At 69.2% G+C, this 22,872-nt stretch carries 20 protein-coding genes; all 20 read right to left on the bottom strand.

The genetic code is table 11. From position 1 onward, the window contains the following. Nucleotides 1-112: 112 nt before the first annotated feature. Nucleotides 113-1,735 (bottom strand): glycosyltransferase family 39 protein, encoded by a 1,623-nt coding sequence (locus tag VKA86_15335; protein ID HKK72583.1) that lies wholly within the window; start codon nucleotides 1,733-1,735, stop codon nucleotides 113-115. Continuing rightward, the gene (locus tag VKA86_15330) at nucleotides 1,732-2,547 is read right to left on the bottom strand and encodes an aldo/keto reductase (protein ID HKK72582.1); all 816 of its coding nucleotides are present in this window, start codon (nucleotides 2,545-2,547) and stop codon (nucleotides 1,732-1,734) included. Before VKA86_15330 ends, VKA86_15335 begins: the two co-directional genes overlap by 4 nt. Beyond that, nucleotides 2,514-3,785, bottom strand: a complete 1,272-nt coding sequence (locus VKA86_15325) for an FAD-dependent oxidoreductase (protein HKK72581.1) — start codon at nucleotides 3,783-3,785, stop codon at nucleotides 2,514-2,516. Before VKA86_15325 ends, VKA86_15330 begins: the two co-directional genes overlap by 34 nt. After that, nucleotides 3,782-4,615 (bottom strand): DUF3108 domain-containing protein, encoded by an 834-nt coding sequence (locus VKA86_15320; GenBank protein HKK72580.1) that lies wholly within the window; start codon nucleotides 4,613-4,615, stop codon nucleotides 3,782-3,784. Before VKA86_15320 ends, VKA86_15325 begins: the two co-directional genes overlap by 4 nt. Then, nucleotides 4,612-5,460, bottom strand: coding sequence for a glycosyltransferase family 2 protein (locus tag VKA86_15315; GenBank protein ID HKK72579.1), 849 nt, complete (start codon nucleotides 5,458-5,460; stop codon nucleotides 4,612-4,614). Before VKA86_15315 ends, VKA86_15320 begins: the two co-directional genes overlap by 4 nt. Continuing rightward, nucleotides 5,457-6,506 (bottom strand): glycosyltransferase family 9 protein, encoded by a 1,050-nt coding sequence (locus VKA86_15310; protein HKK72578.1) that lies wholly within the window; start codon nucleotides 6,504-6,506, stop codon nucleotides 5,457-5,459. The genes VKA86_15315 and VKA86_15310 overlap by 4 nt, the downstream gene beginning before the upstream one ends. Further along, the gene (locus VKA86_15305; GenBank protein ID HKK72577.1) at nucleotides 6,503-7,504 is read right to left on the bottom strand and encodes a glycosyltransferase family 9 protein; all 1,002 of its coding nucleotides are present in this window, start codon (nucleotides 7,502-7,504) and stop codon (nucleotides 6,503-6,505) included. The genes VKA86_15310 and VKA86_15305 overlap by 4 nt, the downstream gene beginning before the upstream one ends. Before the next feature lie 5 nt (nucleotides 7,505-7,509). Continuing rightward, nucleotides 7,510-7,983 (bottom strand): adenylyltransferase/cytidyltransferase family protein, encoded by a 474-nt coding sequence (locus VKA86_15300; protein HKK72576.1) that lies wholly within the window; start codon nucleotides 7,981-7,983, stop codon nucleotides 7,510-7,512. Then, nucleotides 7,980-9,209, bottom strand: coding sequence for a glycosyltransferase family 4 protein (locus VKA86_15295; protein HKK72575.1), 1,230 nt, complete (start codon nucleotides 9,207-9,209; stop codon nucleotides 7,980-7,982). Before VKA86_15295 ends, VKA86_15300 begins: the two co-directional genes overlap by 4 nt. A gap of 51 nt (nucleotides 9,210-9,260) precedes the next feature. Further along, nucleotides 9,261-9,854, bottom strand: a complete 594-nt coding sequence (locus tag VKA86_15290) for an HAD-IIIA family hydrolase (GenBank protein ID HKK72574.1) — start codon at nucleotides 9,852-9,854, stop codon at nucleotides 9,261-9,263. Next, nucleotides 9,851-10,876: a lipopolysaccharide heptosyltransferase II gene (gene waaF / locus VKA86_15285; protein HKK72573.1), complete on the bottom strand. Its 1,026-nt coding sequence runs from the start codon at nucleotides 10,874-10,876 to the stop codon at nucleotides 9,851-9,853. The genes VKA86_15290 and waaF overlap by 4 nt, the downstream gene beginning before the upstream one ends. Continuing rightward, nucleotides 10,836-12,758 (bottom strand): ABC transporter ATP-binding protein, encoded by a 1,923-nt coding sequence (locus tag VKA86_15280; protein ID HKK72572.1) that lies wholly within the window; start codon nucleotides 12,756-12,758, stop codon nucleotides 10,836-10,838. Before VKA86_15280 ends, waaF begins: the two co-directional genes overlap by 41 nt. Nucleotides 12,759-12,813: 55 nt before the next feature. Continuing rightward, nucleotides 12,814-13,881 (bottom strand): glycosyltransferase family 9 protein, encoded by a 1,068-nt coding sequence (locus VKA86_15275; GenBank protein ID HKK72571.1) that lies wholly within the window; start codon nucleotides 13,879-13,881, stop codon nucleotides 12,814-12,816. A 96-nt stretch (nucleotides 13,882-13,977) separates the two neighbouring features. Then, nucleotides 13,978-16,368, bottom strand: coding sequence for an endopeptidase La (gene lon, locus VKA86_15270; protein HKK72570.1), 2,391 nt, complete (start codon nucleotides 16,366-16,368; stop codon nucleotides 13,978-13,980). 57 nt (nucleotides 16,369-16,425) lie between these two features. Beyond that, complete coding sequence (locus VKA86_15265) at nucleotides 16,426-16,899, bottom strand: Hsp20/alpha crystallin family protein (protein ID HKK72569.1); 474 nt, start codon at nucleotides 16,897-16,899, stop codon at nucleotides 16,426-16,428. Between the two features lie 155 nt (nucleotides 16,900-17,054). Further along, on the bottom strand, nucleotides 17,055-17,678 hold the full coding sequence (gene lexA / locus VKA86_15260; GenBank protein HKK72568.1) for a transcriptional repressor LexA: 624 nt from the start codon (nucleotides 17,676-17,678) through the stop codon (nucleotides 17,055-17,057). Nucleotides 17,679-17,886: 208 nt separating this feature from the next. Beyond that, the gene (locus tag VKA86_15255; protein HKK72567.1) at nucleotides 17,887-19,902 is read right to left on the bottom strand and encodes a S8 family serine peptidase; all 2,016 of its coding nucleotides are present in this window, start codon (nucleotides 19,900-19,902) and stop codon (nucleotides 17,887-17,889) included. A 30-nt stretch (nucleotides 19,903-19,932) separates the two neighbouring features. Beyond that, complete coding sequence (gene ybgF / locus VKA86_15250) at nucleotides 19,933-20,733, bottom strand: tol-pal system protein YbgF (GenBank protein ID HKK72566.1); 801 nt, start codon at nucleotides 20,731-20,733, stop codon at nucleotides 19,933-19,935. 3 nt (nucleotides 20,734-20,736) lie between these two features. Next, a complete protein-coding gene (locus VKA86_15245; GenBank protein HKK72565.1) occupies nucleotides 20,737-21,357 on the bottom strand; it encodes an OmpA family protein in 621 nt (206 codons plus the stop codon). A gap of 51 nt (nucleotides 21,358-21,408) precedes the next feature. Next, nucleotides 21,409-22,749: a hypothetical protein gene (locus VKA86_15240; protein HKK72564.1), complete on the bottom strand. Its 1,341-nt coding sequence runs from the start codon at nucleotides 22,747-22,749 to the stop codon at nucleotides 21,409-21,411. Nucleotides 22,750-22,872: the final 123 nt, after the last annotated feature.

The raw sequence follows: 22,872 nt of genomic DNA, 5'->3' as shown, positions 1-22,872 counted from the left end.
GCGGTCATGGATGACGGTGCCAGGGTGTGCGGGCCGGCGAGGGCGGCGACACGGCGCTCGAGGCCGACGCCCGTGGTGTACGCATCAAGGCTAGCGCACCGTTCCGGGTCGGTCAATCGACCCGCACCGAATCCGGGACCGCGTTCCCGCTCTCACCCTCCGCGGAACTCTCCTCCGGCGCCGTCGGCTCCGCCGACCGGTCGAAGAGGTACACCTCGACTCCGGGCATCTCGAACCGGGAAATCTGCTCGTGGCGCCGCCGGAGGCTCTCGTCGATGCGCCGTTCGGGATCGCCGAACCAGGGACGTGACTTCACGTACCACAGGAACCGGCGCCCCTCGCCCACCCGCTCGAGAGCTTCGTCGACCTCGTCCGGCGGCATCGCGCGCCGGAACTGCATGCCCGAACGCGGGCTCTCGCCGCGATAGTAGAAATCGAAGACGTGACGCACGGTGGGGACCAGGATCGCGTCGTCCGGACCCTCGCGGTTCGCGATGAGCCGCGCGGCGCCGCGCACGTCCTCGTGCACGTGCTCGGGATCGAACCACATCCGCTGCAGGGAAACCCCGGTGAGTCCGATCCACACCAGGAGGAGCACGAGACCCCAACGAACGGGCAGGCGATTCAATCCGGCGGCGACGAAGACCAGCAACACCGGCAGGGCGGTGATCACGTAGCGCGGGTTGAATGGTTTCACGTTGCGGGCCGCCAACAACCCTGCCATTACGATCGCCACCGACGCCCAGGCCAACAGCTCCCACGAACGCCGCCCCAACGCCCGCAGGCCCAGGCACGCGAGCGCCACCACCAGCAGCGCCGCGATCCCGACGATCGCGAGGTCGTCGGCGTCCAACGAAAGACCGCCTCCCGTCGTCACCTCCTCGTGCAGTTCGTCGTCACTCGGCCCCAGACTGCTTCCCATCGACAGAACGAGCCCCGCGTACGGAAAGGCCCACGGCGTGAAGGTGCTCTCGCCGCGCAGCGGCTCGCCGGTCTCGGCCTCGGGCAGCAGTCGACCCGTCTCGTGCACTCCCAGGCTCAGGCTCCACCACGGAGTGAGCACCACGAGGATCAGGACGAAGGGAATCGCCCAGCGTCCCCACGTGCGTACCGGATACCGGCCGCTGACCACGATTCCCAGCGCCAGCCCGGCCATCCAGAAGAGACCCTGCAGATTGCTGAGACCGGCAGCCACCCCCGTCAGCACGAGCCACGGCATGCGGGCCCACGACAGGCGCGTCCCCGCGTCGAGCACGATCCACGTGGCGGCCAGACCGAAGAACACGAGGAAGGCGTAGCCACGTACTTCCTGCGAGTGGTCTATGTGCATGGGATGGATCGCCAGGAGCATCGCCGCCAGCAGCGCCGTCCGCGCGTCCGCGATCCGACGCACCACCTCGAAGAAGATCGGGATGCTCAACGCCCCCAGGAGCGCCCCCGGCATCCGCAACCACGCCTCGTGCTCCGACACCGAACCCAGCAGGGTCACGATCACCATCGGCAGAGGATTCTGGGTGTCGTGCAGGAACTGCTGCCAGAGCGTCGTTCCGGGCACGGCGCCCTGGCGGATGGTCATCAGTTCGTCGACCCACAGGCTCTGGTGGCCCAGCCGGAACAGTCGCAACAGCAGCGCCAGCAGCGTGGTCAGGGCCAGCGCCAGCGTGACGTTGTCGTCTGGCAGGAGCTTGGACCGGGGTCGGCCCTGTGCGTCGTACGTCTCTTCGTGCACGGTCATGACGCGCTCCCGCTCGCTCGCCCGACGATCCGGCGCACCGCGGCCGCGGCGTGTCGCAGGTGTGCAGCGCTCCGGGTTCCGACGACCGCACAGTCCACGAAACCGGGTCTCAGGACGGACTCCAGCGCAGCCTCGACCGGATCCGCCGTGTCGCCGGTGCCGCGATCGACGGCATGTCCCTGCCCCAGCGTCTTGATCGCCAGCACTCCAGTTCCTCCGCCGTGGACCTTCCGGAGCATGTCCCCGAGTTCGGGATGGTCGGGTCCGAACGGCGCCATGACGACGTCCAGACACGCTCCGCCTCGCTCGATCCCCAGGGCCGTCTTCGCCGAGATCCCGGCGAACCGCACGTCACCGGCGTCGCGCAGCCGGGCGATCGTGTCCAGTGCGTCACTGTCATCCAGGATCTCGAGATCCCGTCCGTCGGAGTGCAGCAGCAGGACGTCGATGGCATCCGTCCGCAGGCGACGCAGGCTGCGGTGCACCGATGCGGTCAGCGATGCCCGGTCGAAAGCGTGCCGCGAACCCTCGCCGTCGTATTCCTCGCCCGCCTTGGTGCACAGGACCAGCCGTTCCCGGTGCCGGGCCACGAACGGACCCAGGCGCTCCTCGGCCGCACCGTAGGCCGGCGCGGTGTCCCAGAGCACCACGCCCTCCTCGACGGCGGTCTCGAGCAGCCGCTCGACGGCCGCGTCGTCGGGCAGGTCGAACCCCTGCGGATACTTGACGTCGCGGTTGCGTCCGATCTTCACCGTTCCGAGCCCGAGAGCGGGAACGGTCAGGCCGGTTCGACCGAGTTCACGTCGGTCCACGCGGCATCCTCCCAGGGGTAGGGGGCGACGTCGGGACGCGGCCAGCGGCCCGCGCCGTGCAGGGGGTTCGGACCCGACGGCTCCACACCGGCGTCCCGGAGTTCTCGGAGCACGTCCTCGGCCAACAGGGGCGCCAGGGCCCACTTCGTGGGCCATGCCACGACCGCCCGGGAGCTGACCGCCCGCACGTGCGCTCCACTCGGTCGTCGCGATCCACCGTCCCGGGCTTCGGCCCTCACGGCACGATAGTTCGCGATCTGCACACCGGAAAGATCCAGACCCGGCAGGCAGGCCCGGATCTCGTCGAGGGCCGCCGCTCGCACCCCGGGGCCGGCCTCGTCGGCCGCGTGCCGTTCGGAGACCTCACCCCCGACCTGCCACACCGTCTCGTCGCCGGCACCGACACTGGTGACCGTGATCCGCGTCCGCCCTCCGCTGACACAGTGCGCATGCAGGGGCGGCAGCGAGCCGCGCAGGACGGTCATCAGCAGGGGACGTCGTTGCATCAACTCCGGTTCGCTCCCGATCGAGCGCAGGAGCGCGGCGTTGCCGTCGCCCGCCGAGAAGACCACCGCTCGGGTGTCCACCTCGAGCTCCGGACCGTGGGGCGCGCGGAGGCGCACGCGACGAGTTCCCCGGTCGTCCTCGAAGGGTCCGAAGCCGTCGGCCGGATCGATCGGTGCAATGTGCAGCAGACGATCGACGACGGGCTCGCGCAGCGCTGCCATCACGCTCTGGGTGTCGAAGACGGGCTCCTCCATGCGCAGCGCCAGGTGCGCGTGGCGCTGCAGCACCGGCGGCCACTCGGAGCGCGGGCGCGACTCAGGAGGACAGGCCAGCAGTCCACCGTGGCGCAGCAGCGGCACGATCCCCCACGACTGGAGGCGCGACCACCACGAGCCGCGTGGCAACCACAACCAACAACCCTCACTGTTCAACCGGGCTGCCCGGAGATCGGGATCGCGTCGCAGTCCACTGCGATGCGCACGCCATCGTTCCGGCATGTCGCGGATCGCACGCACCGCGTCCAGATCGCCGACCGAGCGCAGCGCGTACTTGCCTCCACCGTGCACGATCCCCTGCGACTGGATCGTCTGCCCCGCGCCCAGCGCCGACGTCTCACAGAGATGGGCATCGTATCCCCGTGCGAGCAGCTCGTGCAGGGTCCACAACCCCGCGATGCCGCCGCCGAAGACCAGGACGTCGACCCGGGGCCGCAACGATGCGGCTTCGCTCACCGACGTCCCCCCGGATCGTAGTCGGTCAGCCGGGCCTCGATCGCCCCCACCGGAACGGTCGCACGCATCAGGACCGGAACCCTCCGCTCGTCGTCCGTGAACCAGACCAGGAGATCTCCTTCGTGCCGGAACAGGCCCTCGTCGCCGAGCGTGGGTCGGACCACCACGCACCGCACACGACCGAGCGGGGTGTCACGCACCTCGCGCCGGACCACGTCGATCCGAAGATCGTAGATCTCGTCGTCCCCGTGGGTCGGCAGTCGGAAGCTCGCACCGGGGGGCAGCGGAAGCGTGCGCACGCGGAAGAAGGCCGAGAGGACGTCGTGGATCGGTGCCGGGAACTTCGATTCCTTTCCACTCGGGTAGTAGGCGATGCCGTCGATCTGGTCGAAGTGGATCTCCACGTCGCGCTCGTATCCACCCTCACGCAGCGTCTTGCTGTAGTAGCGCGCGAAGAGGGAGTCGGCGTCGATGTAACTGTTGGCCTGGTCGCGGACCTTGAAGAAGGCGTCGAAGAACCGATTGCTCCGAGCACGGGTGCGGACGTGCACGACCTTCTGGCCGAAGTAGGTCAGGGTGTCCTCGACCGTGATCGTCGCACGCCCTGCCTTGATCGGTCCGTACCCGATCTCGAAGGTCGACACCTCGCCGAGATCGTAGGGAAGTTCGTCCAGGGAGACCGGAAGGTCGTCGCTCGGCGCCGGAGGCAACGAATCCGCGGGGGCGTCTCCGGAAGCGCTGGCCATGGCCGGACCCCAGACGATCGCGACCAGCAGGCAGGCGCCGATCCAACCGTTTCCGGTTCGCGTCGATCGTGCCCCGAGCGTCATCGTTGCCGGCCTCCCCCTGGTGGGACGGAGCCGTCGTCCACCGGACGGCCCCGGATCACTTCTACGCGGACCTCGGCGGAAGGTGCCACTGGTCGTTCGATCTCCCCCGCGCGCAGTTTCGCCTCGCGCACGAACACACCGATCGCACTCCAGGTGCACAGAACGTAGCCGTGCACACCGTCGCGCCAACCACCCTGCAGCAGGTACTGCTTCAGGAATCGCCCCAGCGGCTTCGTGCCCACGCGCCAGGCGGATCCGCTCCGCCCGCGCTGCGCACGCTCCGCCGCACCCCGGGTGGTGTACGACAGCAGCCTTCCGAATGTCGAGGGCCAGTCGGAGTAGCTGTGGTGTTCGAGCCGCGCCCGGCAGGTCCCGATCCTCGCTCCTTCGGGCAGGTGGGCCTCCTCGTGGACCAGACGCGAAGGGTGGTGTGCGCCCTCTCGGCGAAAGAGCCGGAGCACCCTGTCGTGCTGCCATCCGGCCCCCGTCACGACGTGCCCGAAGAAGCGGTTGCGACGGAAGAGCCAGAACCCGTCGTGGTCGTCGCGACGCACGCGCTCCACGATCTCGCGGGCCAGTTCGGCACCCACCCTTTCGTCGGCATCGACGATCAGGGCCCACGGTGTCGACAACCGGGCCAGGCCCCAGTCCTTCTGCTCGGCGAAGTCGCGGAAGGTGCGCCGATACACGTGGTCGGCGTGCGCGCAGGCGATCTCGATGGTCCGGTCCGAGCTGAAGGAGTCGACCACGACGCGCTCGTCGCAGAAGTCGAGGGTGCGGAGGCAGTCCTCCAGGTGGTGCTCCTCGTCGCGCGTGATCACCAGCGCTCCGATGCCCGTGGTCATGCCGCGCTCCTCGTCTGCGCCAGGAGCTCGACCGCAGCCGTGGCCACGATCTCCGGGTCCAGCGCGTCGAGGCACGGGTGCCCGGGCACGGGACATTCCAGCAGATTGCAGGGATGACAATCCACGAGGTTCGTCAGGGCGCGGTGTCTCGGCCCCGGCGGCTGCCAGCCGCGGGGGTCGGTGCTTCCGAAAACGGTCACGGTGGGTGTGCCCTGGGCCACCGCCAGATGCTTCGGTCCACTGTCGGTGGTCACCAGCAGATCGGCGCGATCCAACCACGCAGCCAGTTCCGGGAGCGTGGTCGGCGGCAGGGGCCAGACACTTCCTCCGGCGTTCCGGACGACGGTGTCGATCCCCTCCTCTTCGCCGGGACCCCATGCGAGGGCCACCTCGGCACCGGTGTCCTCGCGAAGTCGACGTCCCAGACGGGCGAAGTGATCGAGCGGCCAGGCCTTCGCCGGCCACGTCGCGCTCGCGTTCAACAGGATCAACCCGGCGTCGCTCGTTCCCCGTGTCGACAGGATCGAGACCACACGCTCGGAGTCGCGAGGGCTCACCGGCACGCGCTGCGGCCGCCACGCGCCAGGATCGACGTCGAGCGCGCGGACCCAGTCCAGGAAGCGCTCGCCGGCGAACACGGGATCACGCCGGGCTTCGATGGCACGGTGGTACGCCCACGTGCGGAAGCGCTTGCGCGGTCCGACCCGCATGCGGGCCCCACTCAGTCGGGTCCACAACGCCGTCTGCGGGGTGCCCATCAGGTCGACGGCCAGGTCGGCCCGGACCCCACGCAAGCTCTCCACCCAGTGCAACAGTGCGTCGACGCGCGCGGTCCAGGATCCGGTCGACTGCGCCTTGCGGTCGTACACGAGCAAGTCGTCGATCAGCGGCGACCCGTCCACGACCGGGGCGGCGAAACGATCGACCACGAGATGGATCGATGCCGCGGGCCAGCGCTCACGCAGCGCGCGAGCGACGTCCATGGACACGAGGACGTCCCCGATCGCTTTGCGTCGGATCAACAGGATGCGTTCGGGATCGATCACGTCGCGCCGTCCCGGGTCGCCGCGGTGACCTCACCCACACGCGCCAGCACCTCTTCGACGTCGATCCGGGTCAGACGACTCCGGGGACGTCCACGGGCATCGGTGCCGGCTTCGTCGCAACGGTGGATCACGCGGAAAGGACCGAGGTGTTCGTAGGGAAACCAGATGTCCGGCTCGGTCGGGCCCAGCAGACCGACACTGGGCACGCCGAGGGCGATGGCCGCGTGCAGGATGCCGCCATCGTTGCCGACGTACAAGTCGGCATGCGTCAGCAGGGCCAGGATCGAGCGAACGTCGAGGACGTCGAGCGGACGGGCCCCGGTGTCTCCGGCCACCCTCGCGGCCAGACCACGCTGCGTCGGCGGCTCGATCACGACCAGCGGGGCGCCCCCCTGCTCGGTGAGGCGCTGCACCAGGATCGGCCAGCGATCCCCGGGCCAGGCCTTGTCGGGCCAGGTGCTGCCCGGATGGATCACCCGGACCCGCTCCGGCAGATCGAGAGCAGCGCGGACACGCTCCCGCTCCGCGGGATGCACACGGAGTGACGTCGGGCGCGGCGGCGGCGCTTCCCCGAGCAGGGGAACCAGTTTGTCCAGATGGTGCCGGACCGCCGACCGGTCGCCCGCCGGACGCCCCCGCCGATGCGTGTACAGGCGCGCCCGTGTTCCACGGTCCGGCCCCACACGCAACGGTGCTCCCGTGAGCCGGGTCAGCAGGGCGCTGCGCGGATTGCCGAACAGATCGAACACGGCATCGAAGCGACACTGTCTCAGGCGTAATGCCATCCGGAGCATGTCCGCCGTCGTCGCCCTTCCGGGCAGGACGTGCAGGCGGTCCACGGCGGGGTGATCACGCAGGACGTCCACGTGCGGAGATGCGCCCAGGAATTCGATCCGGGAGTCGGGACGCGCCTCGCGCAGGGCCTCGAGCAACGGCGTACACAGGACGATGTCACCCAGGAAACGCAGGCGGGTCACGAGGAAGTGCTCGCCGCTCACCGTGCTCACTTCACCACACGGAACTGCCTGCTGCTCCGTGTCTTCGGGTCCCCGACGATCGCCAGTTCGCCACCGTAGGCCAGCACGGTCTCGCGCTCGGGAATCGTCTCGACCGTGTAGTCGGTCCCCTTCGCGAAGACATCGGGGCGCATCGCGTCGAGAACGCGGTCCATGGTCGACTCGGGCACGATCACGAGCGCATCCACGCACTCGAGTTCGCTCAGGACCTCCGCCCGCTCCTCCTGCGGGAAGTAGGGCCGATCGGGACCCTTGAGGCCTCGCACCGAATCGTCGGAGTTCAATCCGATGACCAGCCGATCGCCGAGGGACCGGGCGGCGCGCAGCGAACGTACGTGTCCGACGTGCAGCACGTCGAAGCAACCGCTGGTGAAGACCACCCGCCGCTGCCGGGCCTGCTCGGCCCGGATCCATGCGGCCAGCGCCGCGTCGTCGCGAAGCTTCGGGGCACGAAGGTTCACCGCGGCTCCTCCGCGCCGGCGGTACCCCGATCGACCGACGCCGCGAAGACCTCGTGCATCGAACGCGCGATCACGCTCCAGTCGAACGAACGGAGAACGAACTCCCGCCCGGCCCGGCCGATCGCCTCGAGCTCGGCGCGGTGGGCATCCGACCATCGCAACCGTTCGGCGATGGCCTCGGCGTCCTCCGCCGGGACGAGAAGGGCGTTCTGACCGTCGACGAGTCCCGGCGGCACGCCCGGACCCCGCGTGGTCAGCGTCGGCGTCGCGTGGTGCATGGTGCTCCAGAAACTGGAGTTCTTGCCGCTCACCCCGTCGCGGAAGGGGAACACGGCGACGTGCGATCGTCCGAGCAGCGCACCCACCTCTTCGTCGGACACGTAGCCGTGGCGTTCGAGGACCGGTCCGATCCCGAGACGCTCGATCTCGCCGCCGACGAAGTCCGCGTAGTCGCGCAGGCGCCCGGGTGCGTCGGTGTGGATCCCGGCCGCCAGTTCGAGCCGGATCGCGCGGCCCTCGGTGTGCAGGGCCGCCACCGCGCGCAGAAGGTACTCGATGCCCTTGAAGGGATTCAGGAAGCCGAAGTAGCCGATGCGCAGCGGCCCATGGGGATCGGCGGTCCGGCGTCCGCGGTCGTCGGTGATGCACGGCCCGGTGGGGATCACGTGCAGGCGCTCGGAGAGTTCGTGCGATCGGAGCCGGGCTTCGTCGATCGCGTTGGTGCAGATCCAGGCCGCACTCCCGCGCAGGAGGTGATCCAGTGGGTCGGCCGGCTCCGCCCACGCCACCGGGCGCTGCAGGTTGTGCAGCGTCGTGACCACGGGACATCCCCGACGCCGCGCCAGGTCGGGAACCGCGCACACCGCCGGGTGGAGCAGATAGTCCTCGCCGTGGAACTGGAGGCTCACGACGTCGGGCTCCAGGTCCCGCAGGGCGGCCTCGATCCAGTCGAGCGCGCCCCAGTCCCAGGCCGGGACCCGTCGCGACAGCCGGACTCCGTGGTCCTCGGTGTCGAAGCGGAGATCGTCGACGCGGCGTGGCGCGGGCCGCCTGCCCACCGAGGCGATCGTCGGGTCCCCGTGATCGTGGTCGAGGTCCTCTGCCTCGCCGGTGAGGACGAAGACCTCTTCGTCGATCCCGCGGAGTTCGCGGCCGACCCTACGGACGTAGTCACCCACGCCGCAGCGGGTCGGCGGGTAGGTCGCCGCGATGATCAGGATGCGCATGCGGTTCGACTCCTGGCCGCCTCCGCGGCCCACGGGGAGCAAGAGCGGAACCTAACAGCTCGGCCCGCCATCGGCGAGGGAGAGCTGCTCGAGGATGTGGCTCACGGCCGCTCCGACGTCGGGCACCACGAGGTCGGCGTCGGCGTCGTGGTGCCGCCGCGTGGTTCGTCCCTCCCCGGTGAGGACCAGAACGGAACGGCATCCGGCGGCACGTGCCAGTCGGACATCGGCCGGTTTGTCGCCCACCACGAACTGCGGCGTGTCGCTCGGTACGCCCAGTTCGTCCCGTGCCGCCTCGATCATGCCGGGCCGCGGCTTCCGGCAGGCACAGGGCCTCGCGCCGTCGGGAAGCAGATGGTCGGGCAGGTGCGGGCAGTGACGGATCGCATCGAGGTGGGCACCCGACGACGCCAGGCGGCGCCGCAGCTCCGCGTGCACCGAGCGGAGGTCCTGCTCGGTCAGGAGCCCCCGGGCGATTCCGCTCTGGTTGGTCACGAGTACGACCGCGATCCCGGCCCTGTTCAGACGGCTCACGGCCTCTCCGGCACCGGGCAAGAGGCGCAGGGCAAGAGGATCGCGAAGGTAGCCCGGATCGTCGACGATCGTCCCGTCACGATCGAGCCAGACGACGGCGCGATGGTTCACGGACGGGCCTCCCGCGGAGGGGGTGAACCGAGGAGCCGCTCGACCGCGCCCAGGACTGCGGACGGCTCGAGCTGGCGAAGGCACTCCAGGGCGAAGGGACAGGTCGCCCGGAAACACGGACTGCAGTCGACGGGGGCCGGCCCCACGGTCCGGGCGGCGGGCCCGCGCGGAGCCGTCCACACGGGGCTCGTCGATCCGAAGATGCCCACGGTCGGAATCCCCACCGCGGCCGCGACGTGCATGGGACCGCTGTCGTTGCCCACGAACAGAGACGCGTCGGCCAATGCGCCGACGAGCACCGGGAGGTCGGTCTCGCCGGCGAGCGAGACCCCTCCGGTTGCTTCCGCCAGCGCCGCCGCGGTCTCGCGCTCGCGGGCGTCGCCCGAGCCCACGAAGACCGGACGGAGGCCATGGGAGGCGTGGAGGCGCCCTGCGGTCTCGGCGAAGAAATGCGTCGGCCACCGCTTGGTCGGACCGAAGGTGGCTCCGGCGGCGAAGACCGCGAAGGGAGCCGTGAGTTCGGGGCGGCGCTCCATCAGCGCCCTCCATCCCTCCTGTCCACGACGGCCCGGTCGCCAGCGCGGCGACGGCACCTGCCCGGCGCCTCCCGTGACGTCCCACCAGGTCTGCGAGAGGTGCTGCGACCGCAGTCCACCCCGAACCCGGTGCACCCGGGTCAGGAACAGCTCCCGCCCCTCTCCGCCGACACCCTGACGCTGCGGAATCCCGGCCAGGGCCGGCAGAGCGGCCGCGCGCAGACTCGGTCCGAGCACCAGCGCGACCTCGGGCTCGAGCGCCGACAGGCCTCGCGCTGCCCGCCACAGTCCGGACACGCCGCGGTCGGCGCCCCGCCGGTCGTAGTCCACGCCTCGATCGGCGAGCCCGAGATCGAGCACGAGGTCCACGAGGTGGGGCGCCCCCACGACCACGTGCTCGGACCCCGCACCGAAACGGCGCAGGGCCGGCGTGGCCATGACGAGGTCACCCAGCCAGTTGGGAAGAACCGACAGACGCGTCGCCATCGTCGCCCGTGCCCGGACCGAACTGGAGGTCGTAGAGACGACGGTAGGCTCCGTCGTGCGCGAGGAGTTGCTCGTGGGTCCCACTCTCGACGATCCGACCCTGCTGCAACACGACGATGCGGTCGGCCGCCGTGATCGTCGACAGCCGGTGCGCGATCACGAGCGTGGTCCGCCCCACCATGAGTCGCTGCATGGCTTCCTGCACGGCACGCTCGCTCTCGGTGTCGAGCGCGCTGGTCGCTTCGTCGAGGATGAGGATCGGCGGATTCTTCAGGACCGCACGCGCGATCGCCAGACGTTGTCGCTGCCCACCTGAGAGCTGAAGTCCCCGTTCGCCCACCAACGTGTCGTAGCCGCGCGGCAACGCCGCGACGAAGTCGTGCGCGTTCGCGGTCTTCGCCGCGTCGATCATGCGTTCCTCCGACACCTCGCCCGACCCGAAGGCGATGTTCCCCGCCACCGTGTCGTGGAAGAGGATCACCTCCTGGGACACCACTCCCACGTGGCCACGCAACGAGGCAAGGTCGAACTCGCGCAGATCGACTCCGTCGACGGTCACGCGGCCCCCGGTCGGATCCAGGAAACGCGGCACGAGATCCACGAGCGTGCTCTTGCCCGCTCCCGATGGACCCACCAGGGCGACGACCTGTCCGGCACCGACTTCGAGGTCGACGTCGTGCAGCACCGGAATGTCGGTCTCGTACTCGAAGCTCACGTTCTCGAAGCGCAGCGCTCGTTCCGGCGCGGAGAAGGGTCTCGCGTCCACCGGTCCGCGCGACTCCTTCGGTGCATCGAGGACGTCGAAGATCCTCCGCGCCGCGGCCAGACTCTGTTGCAGCGTGTTGTTGGCACGGATGATCGACTTGATCGGTCCGATCACCCAGAGGATCACACCCAGGAACAGGACCAGCAGGTCGGGGCGCAGCTGTCCTGTCAGCACCAGGCGTCCCCCCATGACGATGATGACGACGGCGGTCAGGATTCCCAGGACCTCGCTCACGGGGCTGCTCATCGCCGACAGGATCTTCAGACGTTCGTAGGAGCGGGTGTAGCTGGCGTTCACCCGGTCGAAACGCCGGTTCTCGTGTCCCTCGGGATCGAAGGCCTTCACGATCCGGATCCCGCTGATCGCTTCCTGGAGGACGGCCGCGGCATCGCCCATCGATTCCTGGACACGCTGACTGCCGCGGCGCAACCGACGACTGATCCACGCGATCAGCAACATGTTCGGCGGAACGACCAGAAGGGTGGTCAACAGCAGTTTCCAGCTGACGAGCGCGACCATCGTCAGCGCGATCACGATCATCAGGCAATTGCTCGCGAGCTGGGTCCACACACCGATGATGGCCCCGCGCATGGCGTCGACGTCGGCGATCACCCGGCTCATGAGATAACCGGTACGCTCGCGCGAGAACTGTTGGAGAGGGAGCCGCTGGATCGACAGGTGCAGATCCTCGCGAAGACGATGGATCGTGCGCTGTTCGATCTGGACCCTCAACGCCTCCTGCAGGAAGGCGAAGAGATTCCGCGTGAGGAAGACCACGAGCAGGGAAAGGCACAGCCGCCAGAGCATGTCCGTGCGGTCGCCGCGGTAGAGCCAGCCCTCGACCTCCTGGGAGATCGTCGTACGGGCACGCTCCATGAAGTCCGGCAGTTCGACCTGCTCGAGCGGAACACCGGCGGGCGTGCCCGCCGTGGGATCCTGCTGGGCCTCGGCGGCGAGCGGGGCCGGATCCTCCTCGAAGAGGATCCGCACCAGGGGCGACACGAAGGTGATTCCGACACTCGAGAGCGACGAGGCGATCACGATGCACACGACGAGCGCGGGCATCCGCCAGCGGAAGTGACGCAACAGCGACAGGACGCGGGGTATGTCGTGCACACTCGATCCTTCGCGATGAGCCGCGATGCCGACCGGTGCCGATGGGCACCGACGACTACGCCAGGAGCCTTTCCACCCGATCCATGATCTCGGCCAGGTCCAGGGCCTCGCCCCGTGCTGCCCTCACGACCTCCAGACGCTCGGCTCGATCCGGGATCCAGGCGTCGGCATCGGCGTCGGCGAACACGGTCAGTGCGGGCACGTCCAGTGCGGCGGCGAAGTGCAGGAGATCGGTGTTCCCGCTCACGAGCAGGTCGCACTCGTTCAGCAGGAGCACGGTCTCGAGCAGCGTGGGCCGCGGCAGATCGAGGGGTGTGTTCTCGAGTACACCGACGAACTCGTCGACCACCGTCGGATCCTCGTCGGCCGTCAGCACGATCGTTCTCGAATCGATCGTCCGCGAGAGGTGGTTCGCGATCAGGCCCAGGTTCGCGGCGCCCAACCGCGTGCCGGCCTTGCCCACTCCGGGGTCGATGCCGATCAGCCGCTGCTGCTTCCGCGGCTTGTTGAAGTGCACCAACTGCCCCATCTGGCGCGCGCGCTTCGGGGCCAGGCGCCAGTGCAGTCGGCGCGCATCGACGTTCACTCCGAGCAGGCGACCCCAGAGCTGGGCACGGCCGTAGGGATAGCTCTCGGAGGACGGGGGCCGGACCTGACAGTTGAGCCGCGGGAAGGCCAGTGGATGATCGGGCCCCATGCGAAGCGTCGCCCCGCTCAGGTGGGCGAACTCGTCGCGATCGGGATCGGGATCCTGACCGAGCAGGATCGCCACGTCCCAGGACTCGCCCTGGAGGGCCTCCTGCAGTTCCCGATGGGACGCCGACCCGGAACCGGCCTGCTGTGGGTCGACGACGAGAACGTCGGCGAAGCGGTCGGTGCTCAGCGCCAGGTGACTGGTGCGCTCGTCGCAGAGCAGACCGAACTCCACGCCCTCGATCGCACCGTGCACGGCCTCGACCAGCGGCATGGCGAAGAGCAGATCCGTCAGGTCGTCGGACGCGAGCAGGAGAACGCGCGCGCCCGGTTGCAGCGATCCGGGCAGCGAGAAGGCTTCACCGGCCACCGCCCCGTTGGGGGAAGCACCGGCGCGCCCCAGGAGACGTCGCAACAAGCTGGAAGGCATCGGTCGTCCTGACCGCGCCGGACACCAGCCGGCGCGAACGCGTGGCAAACTAGCAGCCGCTCGGGGGCCGGTCAAACCTGCACCGGGAACGTGGTCTCACTGCAGGGGCCGCGTGAGGGCGAGCTCCCAGACCTGCTCCACCCGTTCGACCGGATGGAACTCGATGGCCTCGAGCACCTCCTCGGGCAGCTCCTCGAGGTCGCGCTCGTTGTCGGCGGGAATGATCACCTGGGAGATCCGCGCCCGGTGCGCGGCCAGGATCTTCTGGACGAGACCCCCCACCGGGTGCACCTCGCCGGTGAGCGAGATCTCTCCCGTCATGGCCACCCTGTTGCTGATCGGGATCCCCCGGTACAGCGACACCAGGGCCGTGGCCATCGTGATCCCGGCACTGGGTCCGTCCTTCGGGATCGCCCCCGCGGGAAGGTGCACGTGGAGGTCGTGCGTCCGCAACCATTCGATGTCCTGCGGGCCCGCGCTGTAGCGACTCCGGATGTAGCTGAGGGCGGCCTGCGCCGACTCCTGCATGACGTTGCCGAGCTGCCCGGTCAGCCGAAGGGCACCCTGCCCCGGCATCGCCACCGCCTCCACGAAGAGGATCTTCCCCCCCACCGGGGTCCAGGCCAGGCCGGCACACACGCCCACCTCGGGGCGGGACTTCCGTGCCTCGTCCGAGTACACCGGCGCGCCCAGATAGTCGTGGACGTTCTTCACGGACACGTTCACACGCTTCTTCTTGCGCGATCCCGCGACACCACGCGCGACCTTACGGCACACCCGCCCGATCGTCCGCTCCAGCGAACGTACCCCGGCCTCGGCCGTGTAGTCGGAGATGATCGAGTTCAGCCCGGCATCGGTGAATCGGATGCTGGAGGAGCTGAGGCCGTTCTCGGCGACCTGCCTCGGCACGAGGTAGCGCTTGGCGATCTCGAGCTTCTCGAGCCGGGTGTAGCCCGGGAGCTGGATGATCTCCATGCGGTCGCGCAGCGGACGTGGGATCGTGTCGAGCACGTTGGCCGTCGTCATGAAGAGGACGTTGCTGAGATCGAAGGGTAGGTTCAGGTAGTGGTCGGTGAAGGTACTGTTCTGCGCGGGATCGAGCACCTCGAGCAACGCACTCGCCGGATCGCCCCGGAAATCACTGCCGAGCTTGTCGATCTCGTCGAGCATGAACAGCGGGTTGTTCGTCCCCGCGACCTTCACCCCGTGGATGACACGGCCCGGCATCGCCCCGACATAGGTGCGGCGATGCCCGCGGATCTCGGCCTCGTCCCGCATGCCGCCCAGGCTCAGACGGTAGAACTTGCGCCCCATGGCCTCGGCGATCGACTTGCCCAGGCTGGTCTTGCCCACACCCGGCGGTCCGACCAGGCACAGGATGGGACCGCGCATGTCGTCCTTCAGCTTCTTCACCGCCAGGTACTCGAGTACGCGCTCCTTCACGTCTTCCAGACCGTAGTGATCGCGCTCCAGCACTTCCTCGGCCTTCTTCAGCTGCAGGTTGTCGACACTGCTCTCCAGCCACGGCAGCTCGAGCAGCCAGTCCACGTAGGTCTTGCTCACCGTGTACTCACTGGCACCGGGACTCATGCGGGTGAGCCGGTCGTACTCCTTCAACGCCGCCTCGCGTACGTGGTCGGGCAGCGACGCCTCCTCGATCCGTTCGCGGAGTTCGTCGAGTTCCACCGAACTCTGGTCGGTGTCGCCGAGTTCGCGCTGGATCGCCTTCAGCTGCTGGCGCAGGTAGTACTCGCGCTGGTCCTTGTCGATCGCCTTGCGCACGCGGCTCTGCAGCTTCTCGCCGAGCTCGACCATCTCCAGCTCGCGCATCACGATCTCGCTGAGCAGCTCGAGCCGCGCCCGCGGGTCGAGGATCTCGAGCACCTTCTGCTTCTCGGTCACGTCGATGTCCAGGTTCGTGGCGACCATGTCGGCGAGCCGGCCGGGCTCGTCGATGTTCATGGCCACGACCTTCAGCTCGTCGCTGAGCTTCTCGGACGCGTCGACGATCTTGATGAAGTTGTTCGCCACACCGCGCATGTAGGCCACGGTCTTGGCGTCGGTCGATTCCTTCTCGTCGAGGACCTCGACCTCGGCGACCATGTAGGGCTCGGTCTGCAGGACCTTCTTGCGGCGGATCCGTGTGATGCCCTGACCCAGCAGCCGCATGCTCCCGTCGGGGAAGCGAAGCATCTTCTGGATCACCACCGCCGTGCCGATCTCGTAGACGTCCTCTTCGCCGACGTTCGACTCTTCTTCCTCGCTGCCGTTGGTGGTCGCTTCCGGCAACTGGGTGAAGGTCCCGAGCATCTTCGAGTCGGCCAGGACGTCGTCGGCCAACTGGATGAGATTGGCGTCGCTGAGGACCAGCGGCACCATCATGTACGGAAAGACCACCGCGTCACTGATCGGCAGGACGGCGAGCTGGTCGGGAACCCGGACACCATCTTCCAGATCGAATCCCGGGGCTTCGGACTGATCGGCCACGACGACTCCTCGAGGGCGGGCTGAGATCTTCGGTCCCCGCGACGGCGGGGGCTGCGGTCAGGATCCGATGGCGATGCTACGACGCTCTCCGCACCGTCCCTGGCCCCGTTCCATGACGACGAACAGGAACCCGCTCTCGTAGCGGGCCCGTGCGGTGTTGGCGTCCACGTGTCCGGGAACCCGGACGTGACGCTCGAAGGGTCCGACCCGGATCTCCATCTTGTGGAAGTGCTTCTTGCCCGGGGGCGCGATGTTGCTACGCGTGCCGCGCACCACCAGGAACTCGTCGTCGACGTGGATCTCGATCGCGTTGCGGTCCATGCCCGCCAGGTCCATCTGGACGACGAATTCGTGCTCGGTCTCGTAGACGTCGGTGGCCGGTCGCCACCCCAGACCGCCCTCCATACGAACGACGCGGGACGGACCGGGCGTCGAGGTGAAGTAGACCTCGAACACCTCTTCCATGTCGTCGGGATCACGCGTCACGTCGAGCGGCCGGTCGTCGGGTGTGGGCCTGGACGAGGAGATCATGTCTGGCTTCCCGTGCGTGGTGGGCGCGCACTCCGTACCCGCCGTGGAGTCCACGACCCGCCGGAGCACGAAGAAGAAGGCCGGCCCCTGAGGGCCGGCCGCATGGTAGGGAGGCGGACGCCGAAACGTCAACCGAGCGAAATTCGTGGCACGATTCAGGAAGCGGCCTGACGGTCCGCCTGCAGGCGGCGGAGCACGCCGACGACCACCCCTTCGATCCGGCACCGCTGCAGTCCGACCTCGAAGTCCTCGGCCCCCGGACGCCGGGAGCGCAGCTGGACCCGGTCCGAGGTCGGCTCCCACCGACGGACCATCGTGCTCCGTCCGTCGACCGTGACCACGACGGTGGCCCCGGGTTCGGGCGACTCGCTCGGCTCGCACACCACGAAATCGCCGCAGTCGAGGAATTCGTCGCGCAGGGAGTCGTCACCCACCTGCAGGACGAAGGCACCGTTTCCGTTCAGGAACTCCTCCGGAACCGCGATGCTTCCGCTCTGGACCCCGTTCTCGATCGGTTGCTGTCCCTTGAGCGAGCCGAGCATGGGCACGCGACGGGCCCGTCCGTCGTGGGTCTCGACGATCTCGATCGCACGGGAACGGTTCCACTGGCGACGGATGAAGCCCTTCTCCTCGAGGGCCTTCAGGTGCTTGTGGACCGTTCCGACCGATGACAGCTGGAAGTGAGCCGCCATCTCCTCGAGGCTCGGAGCGTAGCCCTGCACGGCGATGGTGCGGCGCAGGTAGTCCAACAGCTCCGACTGACGCTTCGTCAGGAACACGACGGAGACCCTCCTGGTAGCAGAACCGACGCGCCCGGAGTGGGGGCGCATGCTGATGCGGGGCAGTCGACGAGGATCAGCCGGCCATTCCGGGAATTCGGCGAGAGGGGCCGGAGGCCTCGTGGCGCTCCAAGGGATTCGTACAAAGAGTAGATGACGGAAAAACCGAAGGTCAAGGCACTGACGGCTGCGGCCCCGCGGACATCCCTCAGCGAAGGCGAACCACGCGGGCGCGCAGCCGGGCCGCGCGGCCGTCGGAGTCCTCGACGAGCGCCCGGAGGAAATACACGCCGGAGGCCGCGGAGCGCCCCCTGGAGTCCCTTCCGTCCCATTCCACGCGCCACTCGCCGGGCAGCAGTTCGACCTGCCGGCGAAGGGTCCGGATCCGCCGGCCCGCGACGTCGAAGACCTCGACCGCGCGCACCCGTGCCGGCCGGTTCAGCACCAGCCGCGCCGCGCTGCGGTCGCTCGTCGGATTGGGCCACGGACCTTCCCAGCGCGCCCAGGCCACGCGCGTCCGGGTCGGGGCCCCGGTGGCCGTCGGGACCTCGAGGGCCCGGGCGGCACTCGTCCGGACGTGTCCCTGCGGATCGGTGGCCACCACCCGCCACCACAGCTGCCCGCTCACCGGGACCCAGGCGGAGCGGACGACCGCGGGTCCCACCTCGAAGACGGCGGCCACCTCGTCGAAGGCCTCGTCCCGCGCGATCTCGACGCGGTAGTCGATCTGTTGTGGTGTCTGCAGATCCTCTGCGGCCTCCCAGGCGAAATCGACCCGGGGCCCGTCGATCACGGCTCCGGGTTCCGGGGCCACCAGATCGAAGGGCAGGGGCACCTGCGGAGCCTCGACGTCGAAGACCGCCGCCTGGGCGTCGACGATCCCCCATCCGAGGACCGTGTCGGGAGCCATGGCCTGACTCGCGGTGCTCCGGAGCGCCGAAGCGACCTCGTGCGGACCCCAGTCCGGGTGCGCCTGAAGGAGCAGAGCGCCTGCTCCGGCCACGAGAGGCGCGGCCAGCGAGGTGCCCGACGCGAGGCCGACCCCGATCCAGGTGTCGGCCCACACCACGCGCACGCCGCGGGCGGCCAGGTCGGGCTTCGTGCGGCCGTCGGCGGTCGGTCCGCGGCTCGAGAACCAGGCGACGGCACCGTTCGAGTCGACGGCGGCGATGGCGAGTCCGCTGTCGCTGTCGGCGGGCGTGAGAAGGGTTCCCGGGTCGTCCCCGTCGTTGCCGGCCGAGCTGATCGCGACCACCCCCATCGCCACCAGGTCGTCCACGGCGCGCGTCGTGATCGCGGTGTCGCCGTCGAGATCCTCCGGCGAGTAGGCGAAGGTGTCGGGCTCGTCGTAGAAGGTGCGGTAGCCCAGCGACGCGGTCATGAGATCGGCCCCGAGGGCTTCTCCCCACTCGAGGGCGGCGACGAAGTGGTCCTCTTCGACCCGGGTCTCGCTGTCGACGACCTCGGTCTTGGCGAGCAGCACCGAGACGTCGGGCGCGGCCCCGATCAACGAGCCGGGTTCGTAGCCGGCGAGGGTGCCGACCACGCCCGTCCCGTGTCGGTCCTGGTTGATCGCCTCGCCCTCGTCGATGCCCACGTCCGCGTCGTCGTTCACGAAGTCCCGGGTCGCCAGGACGTCGAGATGGTCGATCGCGGGATGGTCGACCAGGAAGCCCGTGTCGAGCACGAGGACCCGGACCCCCTGCCCGGTGAGACCCCGGTCGTGCAGACGATCGATCCCGATCTGCGCGAGCTGGTCGAAGGACCGGCCGTAGTCGAAGGCGCCGACCCGCCGGCGCGGGCCGGGCGTCACCCGGACGACTCGCGGGTCACGCTCGCCGGCCCAGCTCCTCACGGGTCGTAGGGCGGCGCGGCCGAAGCGTTCTCGCAGACGCTCCAGGATGGTGGCGTCGGCCTCCACGCTGGCCGCACTCAGCCAGCGGCTCACGCGGACGATCCGAGCTCCGGTGGCCTGCACCGCGCGCAGGGCCTCCTCGCTCGGCCCCCGGCCGAGGACCGCCACGCGCTCGGCCCGGCCACGCCGGGCCCGTCGCTCGAGGGCAGCATCGTTCGGTGCGGGCGGGAAGGGCAGGTCCTCCGGCTCGGAGACCCCCCGGTCCCGGGGCAGTTCCACCCACCACCGCTCCGCCGCGGTGGACGGAGCCGACACGAGCAGGGTCGCGCAGACGACGAGCCAGGTCAGCGGACGCACGAAGGATCGCATGATCCACCACGGAGGGGGGGGCGGACGGAATCACTCCTCGGCCGACAGTGTACTCAATCTGTGCTCCGCGATCAGGGCCTCATCGCTGTCGGGGTGCTCGTCGACGAGTCGCTGCAGGGTCGCGATGGCATCCTCGGATTCGCCGAGCTCCAGCATGGAGTAGGCGAGCTTCAGCAGGGCCGGAGGCACCACGTCGCTCTCCGACCATCGTTCGACGACCTCGGCGAAGCCGTCGCGCGCGGTCGCGTGGTCGCCTTCTGCGTAGTGCGTCTCGGCCACCCAGTACCGCGCGTCGTCGGCCAGCTCGCTGTCCTCGAACCGATCGAGGACCTCCTGGAAGCCCTCCCTCGCGAGGGCGTAGCGTCCCCCCGTGTAGTCGTCGAAGGCAGCGTCGAACACGTCCTGTCCCGGCGACTCGAGGGGATCGCCCCCCGACGCCGCCGCGATCGTCGAATCGGTCGGGGCCGTCGCCGTGGGAGCGTCGGGTCCCGACGGCGTCCGACGGGTCAACAGGTCGAGCGCCGCACTGATCCTCTGCAGGAGTTCCTGCTGCTCCTGCGCGCGGGCATCGAGTTGTCGGACGACGCGGTCGAGGGCACGAAGCTGATATTCCAGCTCGGCGCGGCGCTCCACGAGCTCGGCCTCGCGTTCGGCATCCCGCTCGTCGAGACGCTCCACGATGGATGCGAGCTCGCGTTGTTCCGCCGCGAGCCGCGCCTGGATGGTCGCGATCTCATCCGTACGGGTCTCGATGCGCTGTAGCTGCTTGGCGCACCCCGACGAACCGGTCAGGACCGCGACGAGGAGGACGGAACCCAGGATACGTCGCATGGCTCAGCGCCCGGACCGTTCGAGTACGATGTGGGCGCGGCGGTTCAGCGACCAGACGTCTTCTCCGCTCCCCGTCACGAAGGGCTTCTCCTTGCCGAAGCTCACCGTACGAATGCGCGACGCGGGAATGCGCAGGGACACCAGGTAGTCCTTCGTCGTGTTCGCGCGCTTCCAGCCCAGCGCCATGTTGTACTGGGCGGTGCCCCGCTCGTCGCAATGACCCTCGATGATCACGTCGACATCGGGATTCCGACGCAGGATCCTCGCGTTCGTCTGCAGGGTGGCCTGGGCCTCGGCATCGAGCTCGAAGGAGTCGTACCCGAAGAACACGTCCTGCACCACGGGCAGGGGCCGGGTCTCGGCCTCCATGTCCTCGCCGGCCACGGTGTCCTGGTCCATGGCGTCGGCCTCGTCGGGAAAGGCCGGCTGTTCGTCCGGCGTGGTGACGGGGATCTCGTCGAGGGGCTCCTCGGTCGGCGTTGCCCCGGTGTCGGGCTGCGCTTCGGGTTTGCCGCCACAGCCGCTCAGCAGGCCGACCAGCAGCACCGCACTCAGAGCGACGAGGGTGATCAGGGCCACGCGGCCGGCATCGGCTCGGTTCGCATCGGACTGCAGACTCTTCATGACGCTCCGGTCTCCTCGTGCGAGTGGGCGGACGGTCTCGTCCGCCCGGGTTCAGGAACCGCTCCCGCTGCTCGGGGCGGCACTCCAATCGGGTCCGTTGTCGTCGACGTCGCCCCGCGTCAGCGGACGCGCCCAGGCCGTGTCGACGTCGATCACCCAGAGCCGCCGCGTGCCGTCGCGATCACTGCTGACCACGAGATGACGCCCGTCCGGCGCCCAGGCGGGCTCTTCGTTGTTCCCATCGGCGGTGATCGTGATCGGGATCGCGTCGCCACCGCTCGAGTCCATGACCATGACGTGGAAGCGCCCGGCGCGTCGCGTCACGTACGCGATCCGATCGCCCCGCGGCGACCAGGCCGGCGCGTCGTTGTATCCACCGCTGCGGGTCAGCCTTCGGCGATCGGTGCCGTCGCGCGACATGCGGTAGATCTGCGGGACCCCACTGCGATCACTGGTGTATGCGATCTGGTTGCCCGTGGGATCGAACACCGGACTGCACTCGATCGACGGTTCGAAGGTCAGACGGGCTCCGACGTCGCCCTGCAGGTCGATACGGTAGATCTCCGGATCGCCGTCCCGCGTGAAGGTCACGAGCAGGTGCGCTCCGTCCGGCGCCCACGACGCCCCGTAGTTCAGGCCGTCGAACTCCGTCACCTTGCGGCTCTCGCCGCTGCGACCGTCGAGCACGAGCAACCGCTGCCGTCCGCGCCAGTACGACGTGTAGCTGACGCGATCGGCACTCGGCGACCATCGTGGCAGGAGATTCAGGCTGCCGTTGCGGGTGATCTGCCGGAGGTTCTCGCCGTCGTAGTCGACCAGGAAGATCTCGCGACCGTCGCCGACCTTGCGGCTGAAGATGATCCGCGTCTGCGCGATCCCCTGATCGCCCGTGACGCGTTGGACGATCTGATCGGCGAGGTGGTGCACGTGCCGCTCCGATGCGTCCAGGTCGATCACGTAGCGCTTGCCGAGGATCTGACGCCGGGCCGAACCCTCGAAGAGCAGGGCCGTCCACACCATCTCGTCGCGACGGATACCGGCCAGGGTCAGGCGGAGCCTCGTGCGCGCGTCCTCCCCGCGCGTCCAGTCGTCGGGCACGTACCGCGGGCGCCGGACTCCCTCGGGAAGGGGCGACGCGATCGCGAAGTGCCCACTCCAGATCAGGTCCTGCACCAGCCGGGACGCCAGCGCGCCCGCGGCCTCGCGCGCTCCCGCGAGGCTGGTCTCGACGCGCAGCTCTTCGAGTTCGACGAGTGCCCGGACGATGCCCTGTCGTTTGAAGCGGAGCTCGAAGCTCGGTTCGCCGCCCTCCTGGGCACGCGCCGGCACGGCCGCGGCGACGACCAGCAGCAACGCGAGGAGCAGGGGAGAACGGGAAGGGCGTGGCTTCATGCGTCGGCCTCCGGCCGGGTCATCGCTCGTACTCGAAGCGGAAGTTGATGTGCACGCCATCGGGATAGCGAGGCGGCAGGGGCGGCAGGGGCGAGGCATCGATCACCGCGCGCAGGGCCTGGC

It is taken from the genome of Candidatus Krumholzibacteriia bacterium, from assembly GCA_035268685.1.
In the GTDB taxonomy this organism is placed as follows: Bacteria; Krumholzibacteriota; Krumholzibacteriia; order JAJRXK01; family JAJRXK01; genus JAJRXK01.
The sequence above is the reverse complement of the archived record's forward strand: the minus strand, read 5'-3'. Positions and strand labels throughout refer to the sequence as shown.

Excerpts from the sequence above, each read along its gene's own strand:
- VKA86_15295 (HKK72575.1), bottom strand. The coding sequence starts at position 9,209 with ATGCGCATCCTGATCATCGCGGCGACCTACCCGCCGACCCGCTGCGGC.
- VKA86_15245 (HKK72565.1), bottom strand. The coding sequence starts at position 21,357 with ATGAAGAGTCTGCAGTCCGATGCGAACCGAGCCGATGCCGGCCGCGTG.
- waaF (HKK72573.1), bottom strand. The coding sequence starts at position 10,876 with ATGGCGACGCGTCTGTCGGTTCTTCCCAACTGGCTGGGTGACCTCGTC.
- VKA86_15275 (HKK72571.1), bottom strand. The coding sequence starts at position 13,881 with ATGCCTTCCAGCTTGTTGCGACGTCTCCTGGGGCGCGCCGGTGCTTCC.
- VKA86_15240 (HKK72564.1), bottom strand. The coding sequence starts at position 22,749 with ATGAAGCCACGCCCTTCCCGTTCTCCCCTGCTCCTCGCGTTGCTGCTG.
- VKA86_15255 (HKK72567.1), bottom strand. The coding sequence starts at position 19,902 with ATGCGATCCTTCGTGCGTCCGCTGACCTGGCTCGTCGTCTGCGCGACC.
- ybgF (HKK72566.1), bottom strand. The coding sequence starts at position 20,733 with ATGCGACGTATCCTGGGTTCCGTCCTCCTCGTCGCGGTCCTGACCGGT.
- VKA86_15265 (HKK72569.1), bottom strand. The coding sequence starts at position 16,899 with ATGATCTCCTCGTCCAGGCCCACACCCGACGACCGGCCGCTCGACGTG.
- VKA86_15335 (HKK72583.1), bottom strand. The coding sequence starts at position 1,735 with ATGACCGTGCACGAAGAGACGTACGACGCACAGGGCCGACCCCGGTCC.
- VKA86_15320 (HKK72580.1), bottom strand. The coding sequence starts at position 4,615 with ATGACGCTCGGGGCACGATCGACGCGAACCGGAAACGGTTGGATCGGC.
- VKA86_15315 (HKK72579.1), bottom strand. The coding sequence starts at position 5,460 with ATGACCACGGGCATCGGAGCGCTGGTGATCACGCGCGACGAGGAGCAC.